Here is an 18,600-nt window from a genome sequence, read left to right on the forward strand (position 1 = left end):
CGCACCTGCACGGGCACAACACCGTGCCTCGGGTGAGATTGGCCGCGGAGGCCCGCGGCCAGTCCAGCCTCACTGGCCGAGCGCTTGCCCCAGATCAGCACCAAGGTCTTCGACATCCTCAATCCCGACCGAGAGCCGCAGCATCCCTTCGGGGATCCCGGTGTGCGGCTCAATCGTGTGGCGATGCTCAACAAGACTTTCCACCCCGCCAAGCGAAGTCGCCCGGTGGAAAAGCTGCAACCGCCCTGCCGCTTTCAGCGCCGCTCCCGCCCCGCCTTTGACGACAAATGACAACAGCCCGCCATAGCCCCCGCTCATCTGCTGCGCAGCAAGGGCGTGGCCGGGATGGTCCGGCAGGCCGGGATACATCACCTGTTCGACCTGCGGGTGATCCGCCAGAAACTCCGCCAATGTCATGGCATTGCGGGACATCTCGCGCATTCTGAGCGGCAGGGTGCGCATGCCGCGCGCCAGCAACCACGCCTCCATCGGGCCGATCACCGCGCCTGCCTCGTTCCGGTCATCGCGGATCATCTGCCAGCGCGGCGCGCCTGCGTCATTGGTGGCAAGCGAGCCGGCCAAAACGTCGGAATGGCCATTGATCCCCTTGGTGGCCGAATGCATCACGATATCCGCGCCATGCTCCAGCGGGTGGCTCAGCACGGGCGAGGCCGCCGTGCTGTCGACCACCAGCGTCGCGCCGACCTCATGCGCGGCGGCGGCGGCCCCAGAGATATCGGTGATCCGCAGCCATGGGTTCGAAGGGGTCTCGATCAAACACAAGTCAGGCTTTTCGGCCCTGCAAAGTGCTGCAAAGGCATCAAGATCGCTGGCGTCCACCTCATGCAGCGCAATCTGCCGACGGGTGCAGAAATCGCGAATCCATTTCGTCGTGCCCCAGTAAATCTGGCTTTGCACCACCACGCTCGCGCCATTGGGCACGGTCCGGAAGACCGCCGCGATGGCCGCCATGCCCGAGGGGAAGATCAACGTCTCTTCGGCCCCTTCGAGCGCGTTCAGAATACGCTCCGCCACACGGGTGTTTTCATTGTGCGAGCGCAGATAGACGTTGTCGGGATTGACCAGATCGTAGTTCTCATCGCGCAGATAGGTGGTGGCAAATTGCACCGGCGGCACCACCCCGCCCGAGGCGGGATCGACGGCGCCCGCGGCTTGGGCCGCGATGGTGGCAGGGTGCAATTGCGATTTGGGAGGCTGTGCCAAGTGGTTTCTCCAACAGATGTTTTTCCAAGTGGTATACAAAGCAACAAGCCGGGGCAAATGGGATCACGGCCAGTGCTTTCACGTAACGCTTGGGTGAGCAGAGAGCCGCGGCCCTTGATCCACCGGCAGAACATGTCACCTTTGACGCACCCCAAACTGGAGCGCCCCATGGCCACTGAACGTATCACATTCCCCGGCCCGGATGGCACGGAACTGGCCGCCCGGCTGGACATGCCCGAAGGGCCGCATCTGGCGACCGCGCTGTTTGCGCATTGCTTTACCTGTGGCAAGGACATCCCCGCCGCGCGGCGTATCGCCGGGCGGTTGGCGGCGATGGGCATCGCCGTGCTGCGGTTTGATTTTACCGGGCTGGGCCATTCGGGCGGTGAATTTGAGAACACGTCTTTTTCCTCCAACGTCGACGACTTGATCGCTGCCTGCAGCTATCTATCGAGCCGCGACATGGCGCCTGCGCTGTTGATCGGTCATTCTCTGGGCGGAGCGGCGGTGCTGAAAGCCGCAGCGCAACTGGCCCATGTCAAAGCGGTCGCCACGCTCGGCGCGCCCTTCGATCCGGCCCATGTCACCCATAATTTTGCCGAGAGCCTGCCCGAGATTTCGGCCAATGGCAGCGCCGAAGTCAATCTTGGCGGGCGGCCTTTCACCATCAGTCAGGGCTTTATCGACGATGTGCAGGGCGCCTCCCTCGCCCCTGATATCGCCAAGCTGAAAGCCGCGCTGCTGGTGCTCCATGCCCCGCGCGATGAGATTGTAAGCATCGACAACGCCGGCCAGATTTTCTTGGCCGCGAAACATCCCAAAAGCTTTGTCACGCTGGACGATGCCGACCACCTCATCACCCGCGCGGGCGATGCCGAATATGCGGCAGAGATCATCGCCACATGGGCGGATCGCTATATGACACTGAAATCTCCCGCCCCGCCCCCCGGCGCGCCGGAGGGGATCGTGCGCGTGACCGAAGCCGACGCCGATGGGTTCTTGCAAGACGTGAACGCAGGCCCCCACCACCACGCTTTGGCGGATGAGCCGCTGGCTTATGGCGGCACCAATCGCGGCATGTCGCCCTATGGTTTTTTGTCTGCGGGCTTGGGCGCTTGCACGTCAATGACGATCCGCATGTATGCGCGGCGCAAGGGCTGGCCGCTGACGGGTGTCAGCGTGGATGTCTGCCATGACAAGGTCCATGCGCAGGACGCGGGCACCGGGGCTGCGGAGAAGATTGACACGTGGCGGCGGCGTATCCGGTTAGAAGGGGATTTGAGCGAGGAGCAGCGGCAGCGGTTGTTGGAGATCGCGGATAAATGCCCGGTGCATCGGACGTTGGAGCGGAGTTCGACGGTGCTGACCGAACTGCTTTAGCTACAACAGGTTTACCATCCCGGCCCAAGAGAGTGTCCGATCTTTTGTGTAACTGCGAACTGGTCCATGCTTCCTGAGAGGAGCAAGGACGATGACCATATCCAAGGAACTGCTGGGCGAACTACTGAAGGGCTGCGAGCGGCCTGAAGACCTGCTTGGCGATGCCGGGCTAATGAAAGAGCTCAAGATCAAGCTGATGGAGCGGATGCTCGGTGCTGAGCTGACGGCACATCTGGGCTATGAAGACGGCAAGGATGCCCCGCCTGATCAGGCCAACCGTCGCAACGGCTCATCTGCCAAGAGATTGAAGGGGCAAGACGGCGAACTGCCTATCGCTGTGCCGCGGGACCGGCCCTCTCGGCAGATTGCTTCGCAATCGCCTGCTGGGTAGTAGACGGCAGCTTCGAGCCTGAACTGGTGAAGAAGGGGCAGACCCGCATTGATGGGATGGATGACAAGATTATCGGGCTTTACGCCGCCGGTCTGACCGTCCGCGACATCCGTGCTCATCTTGAGGACGTCTATGGCCTGCAAGTTTCGCCAGACTTGATCAGCCGCGTGACCGATGCGGTGCTGGATGAGGTTCGGGAATGGCAGTCCCGGGCGCTGGACCGGATGTATCCCATCGTCATTTTTGACGCTCTACGGGTCAAGATCCGCGACGCCCCTCTCGGGACATTGCTTCGCAATGCCCTGCCGGGCAGTGGATAGCCGCATGGTCAAGAACAAAGCCGTCTACGTGGCCCTCGGCGTCAGCAGGGATGGCGTGCGCGAGGTTCTCGGTCTTTGGATCGCTGACAACGAGGGCGCCAAATTTTGGCTCTCGGTGATGACAGAGCTGAAGAACCGTGGGCTGCAAGACATCCTGATTGCGGTCGTAGATGGTCTCAAGGGCTTCCCTCCCTCTCATCGAAACTGCGTTTCGACTGCCGGGCAATGGATGCCATCACAGCAGCCTTTCCGGACACGGCCGTGCAAACGTGCATTGTTCATCTCGTGCGCCATTCGCTGAACTTCTGTGCTTGGAAAGATCGCAAGGAGGTGGCAGCCGATCTGCGGCGGATTTACAGCGCCCCTACAGCCGATCAAGCTGGCTTGGAGTTGGATGCCTTCGAGGAAAAATGGGCCGGGAAATATGCCTCCATCGCACCGGCCTGGCGCAGAGCTTGGCAGGAAGTGATCCCGTTCTTTGCTTTTGATCCTGCCATCCGGAAGATCATCTACACCACCAACGCCCCCTCTCGGCAGCATGCTTTGCATGCGCCTGCCGGGCAATGATTGAAAGCTTGAACCGTGTAATCCGCAAATCGATCAAGACGCGGGGATCGTTCCCGACCGAAGACGCTGCAACCAAGCTGATCTACTTGGCGATCCGCAACTTTGAGAAAGGCGGCCGGAATGTTCGAGAATGGTTTGCGGCCCGCAATCATTTCGCCATAATGTTCGAGGATCGCTTCAATGCGTGACTGTATCTAAAACCCGCATGGGCCAGGCCAGATACACAAAGTTCATGAGACTCCCCGTTACTGGTTAGTTCGGTCCCATTATCGCTGACAATCATGCCAGGCTTTCCGCGCCGCTCGATCAATGCCGTCAGCTCGCGTGCCACACGCCGTCCCGAAATCGAGGTATCCGGGATTGCCGCTAAGCACTCCCGGGTGACATCGTCGACCACGTTGAGCACCCGGAAGCGCTGGCCGCTGGCGAATTGGTCGTGGACGAAATCCAATGACCAACGTGCGTTCGGCCGTGCTTCGACCAAGATTGGCACCCGTGTCCCGACAGCCTTGCGTCGGGCCTTTCGCTTGCGCACCGCCAGCCCTTCCTCGCGGTAAAGCCGATAGATCCGGTTGATCCCCGAGGGCTCGCCCTCGCGGCGCAGCAGCACGAAGAGCCGCCGATAACCGAACCGTCGACGCTCATTGGCCAGATCCCGCAACCGACCGCGTAGAACCGTGTCCGGCGCACGCTTAGCCTGGTAGCGGACCATCTTGCGGTCCGCCCCGGCAATCCGGCACGCCCGCCGTTCCGATAGCCCGAGAAGGGCCTTCAGATGCGCGACCGCCTCGCGCTTCACGGCAGGCGTCACCACTTTTTTGAAACCAGTTCCTTCATTGCAGCCAGATCGAGCATCTGCTCGGCCAGCAGCTTCTTCAGCTTGGCGTTCTCATCATCAAGCGTCTTCAGCCGCTTGGCCTCAGACACCGTCATGCCGCCGAATTTGGCCTTCCAGTTATAAAAGGTGCCTTCCGACATGCCGTGCTTGCGGCACAAGTCCGCGCATTTTGCGCCTGCTTCGTGCTCGCCAAGGATGCCGATGATCTGTTCGTCCGTGAATCTCGTTCGCTTCATTGTCCGTCCTCAAGTTGGGCCGGACTCTAATCGACGGTGGAGGAAAAATCCCGTGGCAGGTCATCGCGGATCCGCTCCCGCATTGGACCGCACAGCACCTTGTAACGGTACTTTGTCGCCCAAACGATATGATATCGGTAATAAAATATGGTATGTGATCCTTTAGAATAGGCCATGAGAGCCCCCCCTGCGTTTGAAGCCTTACCCCTTCGGAGGCTTCAAACGCAGGGGGGCTCTCATACGGTTTCACGCTGAAGCGGACCGGCTGAAAGCCGTTCCGCTTCAATCCGTTAGGTTGAAAGTGAATCACAAAACTATGCAATCAAACAAGAATTAATGGGTGTGCTGCCTAGTCTTTACCGCGCATGTTCGCTGCAGCCTCGCTCACCAGTGCGTCCGGGTTCTGCGCACAGATGGCCACAAAGTTTTCCAAATTCTGCTCCATATCGGTGTGAGCCATGGCGTCCGCCTCTTCCGTATCTTCCACAGCTTGGGTGTCATTGATCATCGAGCCTGAAGTCTCCTGAGCGTCCGTGGCTTTAGTAACAGAAATGTCGCTTGGCGCAGAACCATCATTTCTTGTCTCGCTGATCATCGAACCGACGTGATCACCGCCATCGTCAAGCTCAGCAATCGCCTTGGATGCGACTTCCAATTTATCATTGTCGCTTAGCTGAGCATATTGGGCGCAGGTCATGGTAGCCATGACCGTATGCGCAGCTGCAAAGGCAGGCGCAGAAACATTGCCCAGAACCCCAACAATCGCGATTGTTTTCAAAGTCGTTTTCATTTTTAGCTCCTATCTGCAAAGTGCTCTAGAGAATAACGCAGCTTGAGATTGTTGGTTCCCGAAAAAGGTGTAACAATTTTATAGATACTCCAACGCCTGAATTGCCCTGAGGGTTGTAAACCTCCGGCGACGGCCGTCTGATCTCAGGCTCGATCCGATGGTAAGTCCGACCTTATGTCCGACTTTATCAACCGCCCTCAAATCGAAGTTCTGTCTGCTGCCGATGGTGAACGCCGCCGGCATTGGTCGGATGATGACAAACTGCGCATTGTGGAAGAAAGCTTTATTGGCCACCGTCAGGTGACAGCCACGGCGCGGCGACACGGCATTTGCCGGTCGCTTTTGACGACTTGGCGGCGGCAGTATCGAAACGGTGAGCTTGGGTCTTCTGGCTCTGTATCGTTCGCGCCGGTGACTGTGCCGAAGGAAGTTTCCGCGTCGCAGGCAAATCCGATCGATGCCATTCCATCTCCGGACTGTCGGGTTGAGGTAGCTCTTCCGAATGGGCGTCGACTCATCGTGCCGATCGGCGTGGAGTCCGAAGCGCTTGCTCGGATTCTGGCAGTGGTGGATCGGCAATGATCGCGTTTCCGGCGGGCGTGAAGGTGTGGATCGCAGGCGGCGTCACCGATATGCGGCGGGGCATGAACACGCTGGCGCTACAGGTGCAAGAAGGGCTCGGCCGCGATCCCCATGCGGGTGAGATATTTTGCTTCCGAGGTCGTAAGGGCGACCTCGTCAAGATCCTGTGGCATGATGGCGTGGGCATGTCGCTTTATCTAAAGCGCCTGGAGGCAGGCAAGTTCATCTGGCCCGTGAGCCGGTCGGGCGAAGCGGTGCAGATATCGGCGGCGCAGTTAGGCTATCTTCTGGAGGGCATCGACTGGCGCAATCCTCGCTGGACACAACGCCCTGCAAAGGCTGGTTAATTCAGGCCAGAAAGCCTGTTTTTATTGGTGTTCCGCGGCCCCGGCTGGTAAATATCGGTCATGTCTAATGCCGCCTCTGAACTCGCCAAATTACGCGCTGCCCTGGCCGCCGCAGAGGCCCGTGCAGATGTTGCGGAAAGCGAGCTGGCGCAGGCCCGCGCGGTTGTCTCCTGCTCCGAGGCGATGATCCAAGAGCTCAAGCTCGAGATCGCCAAACTGCGCCGTGACAAATACGGTATCTCGTCAGAACGACGCGCCCGGCTGATCGATCAACTGGAACTGCAGCTTGAAGAGATGGAAGCGGCGGCCACCGAGGATGCCTTAGCCGCAGATCAAGCAAGCGAGAAAGCCAGCACGGTGCGCGCCTTCACGCGCCGCCATCCCGTGCGCAAGCCGTTCCCCGATCACCCGTTGCCCGGCAGTCGCTGCTTGCAGCGATGAGAGGGAGCCGCGCGAGCGGGTTGTTGTTGAGGCACCGGCCGCCTGCACTTGCTGTGGCTCGGACCGGATCGTGAAGATGGGCGAGGACATCACCGAGACGCTGGAGGTAATCCCACGTCAGTGGAAGGTGATCCAGACTGTGCGCGAGAAGTTCACTTGCCGGGCCTGCGAGAAGATTAGCCAGCCGCCGGCGCCGTTCCATGCGATTCCGCGCGGATGGGCCGGACCCAGCTTGATCGCAATGCTGATCTTCGAAAAATACGGACAGCACCAGCCGTTGAACCGGCAGGCAGAGCGCTTTGCGCGTGAAGGCGTTGATCTGAGCCTCTCCACGCTGGCAGACTTGGTCGGGCACGCGACTGTCGCCTTGCAGCCGATCCATGCCCTGATCGAAAGCCATGTGCGTGCCGCTCACCGCCTACATGGCGATGATACCACCGTGCCGCTTCTGGCGCGGGGCGGTGCAAAAAAGGCCCGGCTCTGGACCTACGTGCGTGATGATCGGCCATGGAATGGTGGCGCCCCACCAGCGGCGTTCTTCCGCTTCTCTCGAGATCGCGGCGCAACCAATCCCAATCAGCATCTGGCCGGATGGCAAGGTGTGCTGCAAGCCCCCTCTCATGGTTTGCAAGCAAACCACTGCCGGGCAATGGACGCCTATGGTGGATACAACGATCTCTATCGCGAAGACCGCGACGAGGGGCCCGTGACCAGTGCGTTGTGTTGGTCACATGCCCGCCGGAAGTTCTTCGAACTGGCCGACATTGCGGGCAACGTCCGCAAGGGCAAACCCGCCCATCAGATCTCGCCGGTCGCACTGGAAGCGGTGAAACGGATCGATGCCATCTTCGACATCGAGCGCGAGATCAATGGGCTGGATGCTGATGCCCGGCTCGTCGCCCGCCAGAACCTGTCCCGTCCCCTGGTGAACGGCCTCCACGACTGGCTGCAGGACGAGCGCGCGAAACTGTCCAGACACAACAAGGTGGCCAAGGCGATCAACTACATGTTTGAGAAGCGTGGCCGTTGGCAGGCCTTCACGGCATTCCTCGATGACGGGCATATCTGTCTGACGAATAATGCGGCCGAACGCGCTTTACGTGGCGTGGCACTGGGCAGAAAGTCGTGGCTCTTCGCAGGCTCAGAGCGCGGCGGTGAACGGGCTGCCGCCATGTATACCCTTATCGTCACCGCCAAAATGAAAGATGCCGACCCGATCGTGCTGAACTATGGCGAGCGTGTACGCTTTAAGTTCGTGAACGAGACGATGATGGCGCACCCGATGCACCTGCACGGCATGTGGTCCTTGCTTGATACCGGCAAGGGAAAATGGGACCCCATCAAGCACACGGTCAACATCAATCCCGGCACCACGGTCTATACCGAAACCGAAGTTGATGCCTCCGGCCAGTGGGCCTTCCACTGCCACCTGTCCTACCACGCCGAAGCGGGCATGTTCCGCAAAGTCGTCGTTGTCGGTGGTCCAGCATGAGCACTCAGACACATCCAAAGGGTACCCCTATGAAAAACCTTATCACGTCCGGAGCAGTGGCTCTTGCAACCTTTGCCGCAGGCGCTGCCTTAGCAGAGCCCGGTGTGGCACCGCTGATCTATGGCATTCAAGCCGAGCAGCTTGAATACCGTTTCGGCGAAAATGACGAAGAGCTCCTCGTTTGGGATTTCGACGCCATGGTCGGCAATGATGAATTGAAGCTGGTATTCAGAAGCGAAGCGGAGATGGAGACAGCGTCAAACGACTTCGAGACGCTCGAAAACCAGCTGCGTCTGCAAATGCCGATTTCAACATTCTTTGATGCTGTGGTCGGGGCGCATGCAAGCACCCCGACTGACGGACCCGACCGGTATAATCTGGTGGTCGGCGTCAAAGGGCTCGCTCCGCAGTGGTTCGAGATCGACGCAGATCTTTACCTCTCAGAGCACCCGTTTGGCCGATTTGAGGCTGAATACGAGGCTTTGCTGACCAACCGGTTGATCCTGACGCCAAGCATCGAAGTCAATATGCCGTTCAAGGACGACATCAAGGCGGGCCAAGCGGCTGGCGGTGCAACGATCGAGATCGGCGCACGGCTCAGCTACGATCTCGTGGATCGCGCCATTTCGCCTTACGTCGGAGTGAATTACGAGAAATCTTTTGGCGGCACTGCTGACCTGATCGAGGCAGGCGGGGGGCAAAGCGACAACCTCTCACTTGTGGTCGGAACGCGTCTGTTTTTCTAACGCTTTATGAGTAAGGCCCCGTCCCGCTGGTAATTGTTTGCGGGACGGGGCCAATTGGGGCCGTGTTGCACAGATCAACTTTTTCGGGCTGGCGATAAAGCTCGGGCTGACAGCAAAGCAACTCAAACCGATGACGGCAGCATATCCAAGTGTCGGTTCTGATCTGGGGACGCTACTGCAAGTCGTGTAGATTAAGCTCACCCGCAAAAGGACAACTGGTAAATTGGAATTGAATTATCAAACGCCGCCTCGCTGAATATCAAGCCGCCCTGCATTTCAAACGCTGGGTACCGCCGCTTTTCGGAGGCGCAATCGCGCTTGCGTTCATCTTCTGGCTTTATCGCGACCTTGACTTGGGTCTTTTCGTGACGGGCCTCGGCACGGCAAACACCGGTTGGATCGCGATACTGGCGCTTACCATCCTGCTGGAACAGCTCGCGAATGGCTGGAAATGGCGCCAACGTTCTGGTGCCACTCGGCATCAGCCCGCTGGTTCGATCCTGGCTGGTCGCCCGGATGGAGGGTTTGAAGATGGGAACGGTCCTGATAACCACAATCATCGCGCGATTTATTGACGGCGTGGTCTTTGCACTTTTCGCCGGGCTGGTGGCGATGACAGGAAAAGTGCCGCAAATTCAAGGCAATCTGGAACTTGGACTTGCGGTTGCAGGCGCGCTGAACCTTATTCTGTTTGGGGCGGCACTCTGGGCGATGTTCCGGTTTCGCGCATTGTTCGGACAGGACGGGCCGCTGATCTGCCGATTGTTCGACCGGATTGCGGCATGGAGCCGCGCCGACGGTGCTGCGCTCAGAAGTTCGCTGTGTGAGGGCGTGCTCTGGCCGCGGGCAACGCGCCACCGGCTGAACGTTCTGCTTGGCGCCTTTGCGGCAAAGATAATCTCTGCCACACATTACCTGTGGGCGGGGCTTGCACTGGGCGTGGTGCTGGCACCGTCCAACTACCTTTTCCTGATGGTCTTTGCCGGATTTTCACTGGTGCTGTCGCGGTTCGTCCTGGTGCCGGGGGGCTTCATCATCGGCTCGGCCTTGGCATTCGAATTATTAGGTTCAGGACTCATAACCAAAATATGACGGTTGCAGCGAGGGCGATTGCCGACAGGAATACTTTTGGACATCTGTCATAGCGGGTTGCGACGCGTCGCCAGTCTTTGAGCCTGCCAAACATTCTCTCAATGCGGTTGCGGCGCTTGTAACGACGCTTGTCGTATCTAACGACCTTCTTGCGCGACTTGCGACCAGGGATGGTAAGCATCCGGCGTAGGCCACAGGTAGGTCATCGCTCGCGATCACGGTCCATTTCGATGAGCTCTTGCAGGTTTTCGATCCCGATTGGAGTGAATGCGATGACACCTTCGTCGCTGGGACCGTAGACCCAGATTATACCATCTTCGGTTTCCATACCGGTGGCGATCAAAGATCTTATTGACGGTTTCGCCCAGTTCGACAGCGACGCGGTCGATTGTCTTGACGGAATACACCTTGTTCAGCTGCATGGTTAGGCTGCTTGCGGAAGGGATAGAGCTTTCCAGTTCCAAGGCAGAAGTTCATGCACGCGCGAGACGGGCAAGTCGGGCAGCCGGGCGAGAACATCGGCGAGCCAGGCCTGCGGATCGATGTCATTCATTTTGGCGGTGACGATAAGGGTATACATGGCGGCAGCCCGTTCACCGCCGCGCTCTGAGCCTGCGAAGAGCCACGACTTTCTGCCCAGTGCCACGCCACGTAAAGCGCGTTCGGCCGCATTATTCGTCAGACAGATATGCCCGTCATCGAGGAATGCCGTGAAGGCCTGCCAACGGCCACGCTTCTCAAACATGTAGTTGATCGCCTTGGCCACCTTGTTGTGTCTGGACAGTTTCGCGCGCTCGTCCTGCAGCCAGTCGTGGAGGCCGTTCACCAGGGGACGGGACAGGTTCTGGCGGGCGACGAGCCGGGCATCAGCATCCAGCCCATTGATCTCGCGCTCGATGTCGAAGATGGCATCGATCCGTTTCACCGCTTCCAGTGCGACCGGCGAGATCTGATGGGCGGGTTTGCCCTTGCGGACGTTGCCCGCAATGTCGGCCAGTTCGAAGAACTTCCGGCGGGCATGTGACCAACACAACGCACTGGTCACGGGCCCCTCGTCGCGGTCTTCGCGATAGAGATCGTTGTATCCACCATAGGCGTCCATTGCCCGGCAGTGGTTTGCTTGCAAACCATGAGAGGGGGCTTGCAGCACACCTTGCCATCCGGCCAGATGCTGATTGGGATTGGTTGCGCCGCGATCTCGAGAGAAGCGGAAGAACGCCGCTGGTGGGGCGCCACCATTCCATGGCCGATCATCACGCACGTAGGTCCAGAGCCGGGCCTTTTTTGCACCGCCCCGCGCCAGAAGCGGCACGGTGGTATCATCGCCATGTAGGCGGTGAGCGGCACGCACATGGCTTTCGATCAGGGCATGGATCGGCTGCAAGGCGACAGTCGCGTGCCCGACCAAGTCTGCCAGCGTGGAGAGGCTCAGATCAACGCCTTCACGCGCAAAGCGCTCTGCCTGCCGGTTCAACGGCTGGTGCTGTCCGTATTTTTCGAAGATCAGCATTGCGATCAAGCTGGGTCCGGCCCATCCGCGCGGAATCGCATGGAACGGCACCGGCGGCTGGCTAATCTTCTCGCAGGCCCGGCAAGTGAACTTCTCGCGCACAGTCTGGATCACCTTCCACTGACGTGGGATTACCTCCAGCGTCTCGGTGATGTCCTCGCCCATCTTCACGATCCGGTCCGAGCCACAGCAAGTGCAGGCGGCCGGTGCCTCAACAACAACCCGCTCGCGCGGCTCCCTCTCATCGCTGCAAGCAGCGACTGCCGGGCAACGGGTGATCGGGGAACGGCTTGCGCACGGGATGGCGGCGCGTGAAGGCGCGCACCGTGCTGGCTTTCTCGCTTGCTTGATCTGCGGCTAAGGCATCCTCGGTGGCCGCCGCTTCCATCTCTTCAAGCTGCAGTTCCAGTTGATCGATCAGCCGGGCGCGTCGTTCTGACGAGATACCGTATTTGTCACGGCGCAGTTTGGCGATCTCGAGCTTGAGCTCTTGGATCATCGCCTCGGAGCAGGAGACAACCGCGCGGGCCTGCGCCAGCTCGCTTTCCGCAACATCTGCACGGGCCTCTGCGGCGGCCAGGGCAGCGCGTAATTTGGCGAGTTCAGAGGCGGCATTAGACATGACCGATATTTACCAGCCGGGGCCGCGGAACACCAATAAAAACAGGCTTTCTGGCCTGAATTAACCAGCCTTTGCAGGGCGTTGTGTCCAGCGAGGATTGCGCCAGTCGATGCCCTCCAGAAGATAGCCTAACTGCGCCGCCGATATCTGCACCGCTTCGCCCGACCGGCTCACGGGCCAGATGAACTTGCCTGCCTCCAGGCGCTTTAGATAAAGCGACATGCCCACGCCATCATGCCACAGGATCTTGACGAGGTCGCCCTTACGACCTCGGAAGCAAAATATCTCACCCGCATGGGGATCGCGGCCGAGCCCTTCTTGCACCTGTAGCGCCAGCGTGTTCATGCCCCGCCGCATATCGGTGACGCCGCCTGCGATCCACACCTTCACGCCCGCCGGAAACGCGATCATTGCCGATCCACCACTGCCAGAATCCGAGCAAGCGCTTCGGACTCCACGCCGATCGGCACGATGAGTCGACGCCCATTCGGAAGGGCTACCTCAACCCGACAGTCCGGAGATGGAATGGCATCGATCGGATTTGCCTGCGACGCGGAAACTTCCTTCGGCACAGTCACCGGCGCGAACGGTACAGAGCCAGAAGACCCAAGCTCACCGTTTCGATACTGCCGCCGCCAAGTCGTCAAAAGCGACCGGTAAATGCCGTGTCGCCGCGCCGTGGCTGTCACCTGACGGTGGCCAATAAAGCTTTCTTCCACAATGCGCAGTTTGTCATCATCCGACCAATGCCGGCGGCGTTCACCATCGGCAGCAGACAGAACTTCGATTTGAGGGCGGTTGATAAAGTCGGACATAAGGTCGGACTTACCATCGGATCGAGCCTGAGATCAGACGGCCGTCGCCGGAGGTTTACAACTTGTCTGAGCCCGAGTTGTCAAGTGACGCACAAAGCTGCTCGGAAGTCGCCGTAGAAAACGGCGCTAAAGTCTGCGATGTTTTGGATGCGGCGGTCTGTTTGGCATCCACATACTTTCCAATGCTGACACCCATGGAGTGGTATGTTGGATTGTTGGACCTGCGCTACGAGAAGATGAAATCGGGGTGCGGCGGCTGGGAGGTCCTCTATGCAGATTTGCTGCAACATCCTACCTATAAGGAAATGTCCAGAAATCCAATTGCGACGATTTATGAATCCGTGAAGCTGCGGCTTGAGAAATTGAGCGCTGCTGAAAGGTTCTCATTCTTGGTGGCTTACCAGCGCATCGAGTTCGAAGGCGACAAGATGGTTAGCGATTTGCGTGAGGTGCTTTCAGAGGTGTCCTCTAGGCCCAGAGAGCGTGTGTTTCAGAACGATTAGAACTCCTCTAGAAGTCCGCGTTCGCTTGGGAGAAGATTGAGAAGGCTTTCTTAACAGCTTTTGTATTGGCAGTCGAAATTAAATCTAACCAGTTTTGCTACAACTTCCGCGCCGCTCAGTTCTGGAGTTGATTAGCTTGCGCTTCCGGCCACGACGATCCGCTTGCATCATATGGGCGGCGGCGCCGTAAGAGCCGTCACATCCAGATATGTTTTCGTGCAAGAAATGGATGTGTTTTAGCTCGCGAAATATCGTTGATCTGCAGCGCTTCAGGACGCGCGCCATCTCGTTAACTGGGACCTTGGCGTGTCTCCAACGTTCTATCTTGCGTCGTTCTGTGATACTCAGTTGCTTGTAAACGGCTCCCATACCGATTCCTCTCATTAGATAAACTACTGTTTTCTAACAAGAGTCGCACTTTAGGGTAGCGCGCGCCTTGCGTTGGAAAAAACGACCTATAGGATTAATTATGTTAATAATATGAAGCCAGTTGATCAGATTTACGTTTGAAGATTTGTAGCGCGTGCAACGATGCCATCCAAATTTTTTGTCCTCCAAGTTGTTAGTGGCCATGAGACAGCTCCATCTGCCAAGGCAACATGATGCCAAAGCAGATGAGGTGCAAAGGATAGGCAGGCATTTTGGGAAGTGACTTTGAAATCGGCTATTGACCTTCCCACACAGGAACCAATTACGTCGCTATTTGTACGCGGAATCAATGTTGACTAAATCTTCAAACCTTAGACGACTTGGATGTAACTAGTCTATTAACGCGAAAATTTTGCTGACGATACGCCTATACCTGAAGTTGCAAGCCTAAACAAAGCTGAGGTCGGCGTTATGGCTAGGGTCGCCCGAGCGGAAGGACACGAAGCTTATCCTGCCTGCCACAAGCATACATCGTCTAATCCAACAAACGAGAAACCTAGATATGAATGATATCCAAATAGCTGAACGCAGGGATTTTCTTTATTTCGCCACTGCAGGCACTGGTGCAGTAGCAGTTGGTGCGGCGGTTTGGCCTCTGATTAATCAAATGAATCCTACGGCTGACGTCATGGCACTTTCAACGATCAGGGTGGACATATCGTCATTGGAAACCGGTAGTCAGTTAACTGTGAAATGGCGAGGGAAGCCCGTGTTCATTCGTTTCAGAACTGAGGAAGAAATCGCCGCTGCAAAGTCTGAAGCGCTTGAAGATTTGCCGGACCAGATTGCAAGAAACCCAAACATTGACGGAGACGCTTTGGCAACCGACGATAATCGGGCAGTAGCGGGAAAAGAGGCGTATCTTGTCATGATTGGTGTTTGCACCCACTTGGGTTGTGTGCCGATAGGCGATGGTGCCGGGGACTTTGGTGGATGGTTCTGTCCTTGTCACGGATCGCACTACGACACTGCCGGGCGGATAAGAAAGGGCCCTGCGCCTGAAAATCTTCATATTCCAGAAATGCAGCTATCTAATGATCTGGTTTTGACGATTGGCTGAGGCTGGTCGTCATCTGTATCGCGGTAGCGATCTGCCCCTTCAACTCAGATTTCCTTAGCCTGGATGCGCTCTCGAAGCTGCGTCAGCACACAGAGTTCGAGGGACACAACATTAACCCGGCCAGCCTTATCGATGACGGCTTTGCGCCATTTGGCGGGGATGAGCCCAGAGGGAATGCCGTCTTCCGGAGCTATTCGGCGGCCAGCCGCTGCAAACCGGAAAATCTGATTTAAAGCGGTCAATAACGGATGCCACATCGCGTTGTTCGATCGAAATTGCAACGCATTCAGCAAGGAGGTAAGCATACGGTAGTAGTGGCGCGCATAAAAACTGCGCATGACATTCTGAATACGCGTATCCAGCTCCCCTTTAGCACCATGTTCTTCGATAACCGCGCGCAACTTGGCAGCCCCCGCAATCGCAAAGATAACGTCACCGACGCGGCCATCAGGATGTTCCAACGTGGCGGTGCCTATATCAACGAGCAAGCGCTCTTAGCCGTGAACCGCGCTAATATCTGATGCAATGCCTTGGCATGAATTTGCGCCGTGATCGCGTTTTTAAGCGGTGGACGACCCCCAACAGCAGATTAATCAACCGTAAGCGCCCGATTGTTACCGCCTGCCGCGTGACCCCATACTCACTTAACTACTGTCGTTATTGTCGTCGTTACTGACGTCGTATGAGATGGGACGAGCTATGCATCATGAAGTGATTGTGGGCGTTGAGCGAAGGCGCCGTTGGCGCGAAGAAGAGAAGTTATCGATCCTCGGAAAAGTTGGCTTAAATGGCGCAACGGTCAGTGATGTTGCGCGATGTCATGACATTACACGCCAGCATATCTACCAGTGGCGCCAGGAACTTCGACGTAAAGGGGTTTTGCCGCGGTCTTCGGAGACGGTTTTTCTGCCACTGCCTTCGCCTTCTTGCGAGGAGCCCGGGCAGCCAAGAGATCGGCAAGACTTGGAGATCGAAGTCGTGCTTGGAAATGGGCGCAAGCTAAGCTGCGCCAGTGATCTGCCATCAGAGCGCGTCCAGCAACTCATTCGGGCAGTTGAGGTAGCATGATCGGGCCCGGAACCGGTGTCCGTGTGTATCTGGCATGCGGCGTGACGGACATGCGTAAAGGGATCGCAGGTTTGTCCGCTATGGCTCAAGATGTATTGCGCCAGAAGCCCACGGGCGGTGCTGTGTTTGCCTTCCGGGGTCGGCGCGGGGACCGGGTGAAGCTTCTGTACTGGGACGGTCAGGGGTTTTGCCTCTATTATAAAGTTCTCGAACTCGGCCGCTTTCCTTGGCCGAGTGCGGAAGACGGAGCCTTGCGGTTGACCTCTGCGCAGCTTGCAATGCTCTGGGAAGGCATTGACTGGCGACGCCCCGCTTGGGGCGCTCCCCCTGCGCGCGTAGGGTGATTAGAGCTTCTGATCTGCTATATTTATATGGTGTTTGCGCCTGATTTTTTGTAGTCAGGCGCATGTCGCGCTCAGCCAAAAACTGCCCAATGATCCCGCCGAATTGAAGGCGATGATTGCGGCATTGCAGGCTGAAAATGCTCAGATCGCGGCGGAGAACGCCAAGATGTCAGCCACGCTGCGGGCCCATGATCAATTGGTTCAGGCGCTTCGCCTGCGGATCGCAAAGTTGCAAAAGCTGGCTTTTGGCAAATCGTCGGAGAAGGTTGAGCGCGAGATTGAGCAACTGGAACTGGCTTTGGAAGACCTGCTGGTTGCAGTGGCTGAGAAGGATGAAAGTCCTATCGACGAAGGGTTGGACGAGCCAGCTTCAGAGGAGGCGTCAGCTCCTGTTCGGCGCCGCCGCCCGCGTGTGTCTGATGCGACCCTGCGGGAACGCCGTGAGCTTGACCCAGGTGCGTGTTGTCCAGACTGTGGGGGCGATCTGCGCGTCACGCCAGAGGCGTGCGATCTCATGCGCACCTATGGTGCGACGGGCGAGGATGTCAGCGAACTGCTCGACATGATCGCCGCCCAGATGAAGGTAATTCAGATCGCTCGGATCAAGAAATCCTGTCGGCGCTGCGAGCGGATGGTGCAAGAACCTGCGCCCAGCCGTCCGATCCCGGGCAGAATGGCCGGGCCGAACCTCCTGGCGCATGTGTTGGTCTCGAAGTTCGACGACCATCTTCCTCTTTACCGTCAACATGAAATCTTCGAGCGTATGGGGGCCGACATCCCCGAAAGCACACTTGTGGGCTGGTGCGGCCGCGCCATGAAGACACTATCGCCGCTGATCGAGCGGATCGATGCGGAGATCTTGGGTAGCGACCTTCTACACGCGGACGATACCCCAATCCGGGTATTGGACCGTTCCCGAAGAGACAAAGGGTTGGGGAAAGGCGTGAAGCAAGGCCGGATCTGGGCCTACGTGCGTGACCAGCGCCCGTGGGCGGGAGATGCGCCACCCGGCGCTGTCTATCGGTTCGCTCCCAACTGGAAAGAAGAGCACGTTCTAAGCCATCTGGCCAATGCCCGCGGCATTCTGCAAGCGGACGGCTACAAAGGCTATGCCAAGCTCTACGAGCCTCAATCCGATGGCTCACCGCGTTTGCACGAGGCGGCCTGTTGGGCGCACCTACGACGAGACTTCCACGACTTTTGGACCTCAACCAAGTCCGAGATTGCGCGTGAGGCGCTCGACCGGATCGGTAAGTTCTACGATATTGAGCGCGACATCAACGGCCAGGCTGCAGAGGCCCGCCTTGCGGCCCGTCGAAGGCTGAGCCGACCAAGGGTGGAGGCCTTCTTTGATTGGTCCGAACAACAGCTCATGCGCATCCCCGGCAAGAGCGATCTGGCCAAGGCCTTCCGCTATGGCCTAAGCCGAAGGGATGCCTTCAGCCTCTTCTTAACTGACGGTCGCGTGGCCATCGACAACAATCCAGCAGAGCGGGCTCTGCGCCCAATCGGTATTGGGCGAAAGAACTCTCATGACCGTTGTCAAGATTTTAGGCGCATTTTACCGATCGCCGGTACGACGTTTGTGGACTTCTGGCTGATGGGCTGGTGCAGAGCGCTGAGTTCAACGCGACGGTTGCTCAAACTCTCATTCGGGGATCCTGTTCGGCCCCATATTGATGGTACGGCGTAAAGGGCTGCCTTAATCTAGCTGCGGAGATCCGGTTTGCCGGCTCCAAATTCTTGCCCAAGGATTCCCTTAACCGGTCTCAACGTTCTGCATACAGACCACCAGATTTGTTC

General features: G+C 58.0%; 16 protein-coding genes and 7 pseudogenes. 12 read left to right on the forward strand and 11 right to left on the reverse strand.

Annotated elements, in window-relative coordinates; translation table 11 throughout:
• Nucleotides 1–69: 69 nt before the first annotated feature.
• Nucleotides 70–1,224, reverse strand: coding sequence for an aminotransferase class I/II-fold pyridoxal phosphate-dependent enzyme (locus T8A63_RS11555; protein WP_322343891.1), 1,155 nt, complete (start codon nucleotides 1,222–1,224; stop codon nucleotides 70–72).
• Between the two features lie 168 nt (nucleotides 1,225–1,392).
• Between T8A63_RS11555 and T8A63_RS11560 the strand changes: the two genes are divergently transcribed.
• Nucleotides 1,393–2,604: a bifunctional alpha/beta hydrolase/OsmC family protein gene (locus T8A63_RS11560; RefSeq protein WP_300051805.1), complete on the forward strand. Its 1,212-nt coding sequence runs from the start codon at nucleotides 1,393–1,395 to the stop codon at nucleotides 2,602–2,604.
• Between the two features lie 91 nt (nucleotides 2,605–2,695).
• Nucleotides 2,696–4,070 (forward strand): annotated as a pseudogene (locus T8A63_RS11565) (IS256 family transposase).
• Nucleotides 4,071–4,126: 56 nt separating this feature from the next.
• Here T8A63_RS11565 and T8A63_RS11570 read toward each other — a convergent pair.
• The 3 genes and pseudogenes from T8A63_RS11570 to T8A63_RS11580 form a co-directional block, all read right to left on the reverse strand.
• A pseudogene (locus tag T8A63_RS11570) lies at nucleotides 4,127–4,956 on the reverse strand (IS3 family transposase); the annotation flags it as partial.
• A gap of 62 nt (nucleotides 4,957–5,018) precedes the next feature.
• Nucleotides 5,019–5,132, reverse strand: a pseudogene (locus T8A63_RS11575) (transposase); the annotation flags it as partial.
• Between the two features lie 173 nt (nucleotides 5,133–5,305).
• Entirely contained in the window at nucleotides 5,306–5,746 is a 441-nt protein-coding gene (locus T8A63_RS11580) for a hypothetical protein (protein WP_067941069.1), read from the reverse strand.
• A 174-nt stretch (nucleotides 5,747–5,920) separates the two neighbouring features.
• Between T8A63_RS11580 and tnpA (T8A63_RS11585) the strand changes: the two genes are divergently transcribed.
• The 4 genes and pseudogenes from tnpA (T8A63_RS11585) (at nucleotide 5,921) to T8A63_RS11600 (ending at nucleotide 9,354) form a co-directional block, all read left to right on the forward strand.
• A complete protein-coding gene (tnpA, locus tag T8A63_RS11585; RefSeq protein WP_290844652.1) occupies nucleotides 5,921–6,328 on the forward strand; it encodes an IS66-like element accessory protein TnpA in 408 nt (135 codons plus the stop codon).
• Nucleotides 6,325–6,675, forward strand: a complete 351-nt coding sequence (gene tnpB / locus T8A63_RS11590; RefSeq protein ID WP_067630184.1) for an IS66 family insertion sequence element accessory protein TnpB — start codon at nucleotides 6,325–6,327, stop codon at nucleotides 6,673–6,675. Before tnpA (T8A63_RS11585) ends, tnpB (T8A63_RS11590) begins: the two co-directional genes overlap by 4 nt.
• Nucleotides 6,676–6,735: 60 nt before the next feature.
• A pseudogene (tnpC, locus tag T8A63_RS11595) lies at nucleotides 6,736–8,608 on the forward strand (IS66 family transposase).
• A gap of 29 nt (nucleotides 8,609–8,637) precedes the next feature.
• A complete protein-coding gene (locus T8A63_RS11600) occupies nucleotides 8,638–9,354 on the forward strand; it encodes a copper resistance protein B (RefSeq protein WP_300058128.1) in 717 nt (238 codons plus the stop codon).
• 197 nt (nucleotides 9,355–9,551) lie between these two features.
• Here T8A63_RS11600 and T8A63_RS11605 read toward each other — a convergent pair whose 3' ends face one another.
• On the reverse strand, nucleotides 9,552–9,914 hold the full coding sequence (locus tag T8A63_RS11605; protein ID WP_322345793.1) for a hypothetical protein: 363 nt from the start codon (nucleotides 9,912–9,914) through the stop codon (nucleotides 9,552–9,554).
• Here T8A63_RS11605 and T8A63_RS11610 point away from each other — a divergent pair.
• Nucleotides 9,796–10,446, forward strand: coding sequence for a lysylphosphatidylglycerol synthase domain-containing protein (locus T8A63_RS11610; RefSeq protein WP_322343892.1), 651 nt, complete (start codon nucleotides 9,796–9,798; stop codon nucleotides 10,444–10,446). The two genes, T8A63_RS11605 and T8A63_RS11610, sit on opposite strands and share 119 nt — an antisense overlap.
• Here T8A63_RS11610 and T8A63_RS11615 read toward each other — a convergent pair.
• The 4 genes and pseudogenes from T8A63_RS11615 to tnpA (T8A63_RS11630) form a co-directional block, all read right to left on the reverse strand.
• A pseudogene (locus tag T8A63_RS11615) lies at nucleotides 10,430–10,618 on the reverse strand (transposase); the annotation flags it as partial. The gene T8A63_RS11610 and the pseudogene T8A63_RS11615 sit on opposite strands and share 17 nt — an antisense overlap.
• 252 nt (nucleotides 10,619–10,870) lie before the next feature.
• A pseudogene (gene tnpC, locus T8A63_RS11620) lies at nucleotides 10,871–12,578 on the reverse strand (IS66 family transposase).
• A 60-nt stretch (nucleotides 12,579–12,638) separates the two neighbouring features.
• Complete coding sequence (gene tnpB, locus T8A63_RS11625) at nucleotides 12,639–12,989, reverse strand: IS66 family insertion sequence element accessory protein TnpB (RefSeq protein WP_067630184.1); 351 nt, start codon at nucleotides 12,987–12,989, stop codon at nucleotides 12,639–12,641.
• Nucleotides 12,986–13,393, reverse strand: a complete 408-nt coding sequence (gene tnpA, locus T8A63_RS11630) for an IS66-like element accessory protein TnpA (RefSeq protein WP_322343893.1) — start codon at nucleotides 13,391–13,393, stop codon at nucleotides 12,986–12,988. Before tnpA (T8A63_RS11630) ends, tnpB (T8A63_RS11625) begins: the two co-directional genes overlap by 4 nt.
• Nucleotides 13,394–13,455: 62 nt before the next feature.
• Here tnpA (T8A63_RS11630) and T8A63_RS11635 point away from each other — a divergent pair, with 62 nt between their 5' ends.
• Nucleotides 13,456–13,896 carry a hypothetical protein gene (locus T8A63_RS11635; protein WP_322343894.1) on the forward strand — a complete coding sequence of 147 codons (441 nt, stop codon included), beginning with the start codon at nucleotides 13,456–13,458 and terminating at the stop codon, nucleotides 13,894–13,896.
• Between the two features lie 84 nt (nucleotides 13,897–13,980).
• Here T8A63_RS11635 and T8A63_RS11640 read toward each other — a convergent pair whose 3' ends face one another.
• Nucleotides 13,981–14,280, reverse strand: coding sequence for a helix-turn-helix domain-containing protein (locus tag T8A63_RS11640; protein ID WP_322343895.1), 300 nt, complete (start codon nucleotides 14,278–14,280; stop codon nucleotides 13,981–13,983).
• 547 nt (nucleotides 14,281–14,827) lie between these two features.
• On the opposite strand from T8A63_RS11640, the gene petA reads away from it, so the two are divergent.
• The gene (gene petA, locus T8A63_RS11645) at nucleotides 14,828–15,385 is read left to right on the forward strand and encodes a ubiquinol-cytochrome c reductase iron-sulfur subunit (protein WP_067941198.1); all 558 of its coding nucleotides are present in this window, start codon (nucleotides 14,828–14,830) and stop codon (nucleotides 15,383–15,385) included.
• A 44-nt stretch (nucleotides 15,386–15,429) separates the two neighbouring features.
• Here the strand turns inward: petA and T8A63_RS11650 are convergent, their stop codons facing one another.
• Nucleotides 15,430–15,846 carry a hypothetical protein gene (locus T8A63_RS11650; RefSeq protein WP_300057709.1) on the reverse strand — a complete coding sequence of 139 codons (417 nt, stop codon included), beginning with the start codon at nucleotides 15,844–15,846 and terminating at the stop codon, nucleotides 15,430–15,432.
• A gap of 238 nt (nucleotides 15,847–16,084) precedes the next feature.
• Between T8A63_RS11650 and T8A63_RS11655 the strand changes: the two genes are divergently transcribed.
• The 3 genes and pseudogenes from T8A63_RS11655 to tnpC (T8A63_RS11665) all read left to right on the forward strand — a co-directional run.
• Nucleotides 16,085–16,453 (forward strand): transposase, encoded by a 369-nt coding sequence (locus T8A63_RS11655; protein WP_322343896.1) that lies wholly within the window; start codon nucleotides 16,085–16,087, stop codon nucleotides 16,451–16,453.
• Nucleotides 16,450–16,797, forward strand: a complete 348-nt coding sequence (gene tnpB / locus T8A63_RS11660; RefSeq protein ID WP_067941192.1) for an IS66 family insertion sequence element accessory protein TnpB — start codon at nucleotides 16,450–16,452, stop codon at nucleotides 16,795–16,797. Before T8A63_RS11655 ends, tnpB (T8A63_RS11660) begins: the two co-directional genes overlap by 4 nt.
• A gap of 112 nt (nucleotides 16,798–16,909) precedes the next feature.
• Nucleotides 16,910–18,325, forward strand: a pseudogene (gene tnpC / locus T8A63_RS11665) (IS66 family transposase); the annotation flags it as partial.
• Between the last annotated feature and the right edge of the window lie 275 nt (nucleotides 18,326–18,600).

Origin of the sequence: Sulfitobacter sp. OXR-159 (assembly GCF_034377145.1) — a bacterium.
Classification (GTDB): domain Bacteria; phylum Pseudomonadota; class Alphaproteobacteria; order Rhodobacterales; family Rhodobacteraceae; genus Sulfitobacter.

What these genes read in the sequence shown, in the direction of transcription:
- T8A63_RS11560 (WP_300051805.1), top strand. Translation starts at nt 1,393, where the DNA reads ATGGCCACTGAACGTATCACATTCCCCGGCCCGGATGGCACGGAACTG.
- T8A63_RS11580 (WP_067941069.1), bottom strand. Translation starts at nt 5,746, where the DNA reads ATGAAAACGACTTTGAAAACAATCGCGATTGTTGGGGTTCTGGGCAAT.
- tnpA (WP_290844652.1), top strand. Translation starts at nt 5,921, where the DNA reads ATGTCCGACTTTATCAACCGCCCTCAAATCGAAGTTCTGTCTGCTGCC.
- tnpB (WP_067630184.1), top strand. Translation starts at nt 6,325, where the DNA reads ATGATCGCGTTTCCGGCGGGCGTGAAGGTGTGGATCGCAGGCGGCGTC.
- T8A63_RS11600 (WP_300058128.1), top strand. Translation starts at nt 8,638, where the DNA reads ATGAAAAACCTTATCACGTCCGGAGCAGTGGCTCTTGCAACCTTTGCC.
- T8A63_RS11610 (WP_322343892.1), top strand. Translation starts at nt 9,796, where the DNA reads ATGGCTGGAAATGGCGCCAACGTTCTGGTGCCACTCGGCATCAGCCCG.
- T8A63_RS11605 (WP_322345793.1), bottom strand. Translation starts at nt 9,914, where the DNA reads ATGATTGTGGTTATCAGGACCGTTCCCATCTTCAAACCCTCCATCCGG.
- tnpB (WP_067630184.1), bottom strand. Translation starts at nt 12,989, where the DNA reads ATGATCGCGTTTCCGGCGGGCGTGAAGGTGTGGATCGCAGGCGGCGTC.
- tnpA (WP_322343893.1), bottom strand. Translation starts at nt 13,393, where the DNA reads ATGTCCGACTTTATCAACCGCCCTCAAATCGAAGTTCTGTCTGCTGCC.
- T8A63_RS11640 (WP_322343895.1), bottom strand. Translation starts at nt 14,280, where the DNA reads ATGAGAGGAATCGGTATGGGAGCCGTTTACAAGCAACTGAGTATCACA.
- petA (WP_067941198.1), top strand. Translation starts at nt 14,828, where the DNA reads ATGAATGATATCCAAATAGCTGAACGCAGGGATTTTCTTTATTTCGCC.
- T8A63_RS11655 (WP_322343896.1), top strand. Translation starts at nt 16,085, where the DNA reads ATGCATCATGAAGTGATTGTGGGCGTTGAGCGAAGGCGCCGTTGGCGC.
- tnpB (WP_067941192.1), top strand. Translation starts at nt 16,450, where the DNA reads ATGATCGGGCCCGGAACCGGTGTCCGTGTGTATCTGGCATGCGGCGTG.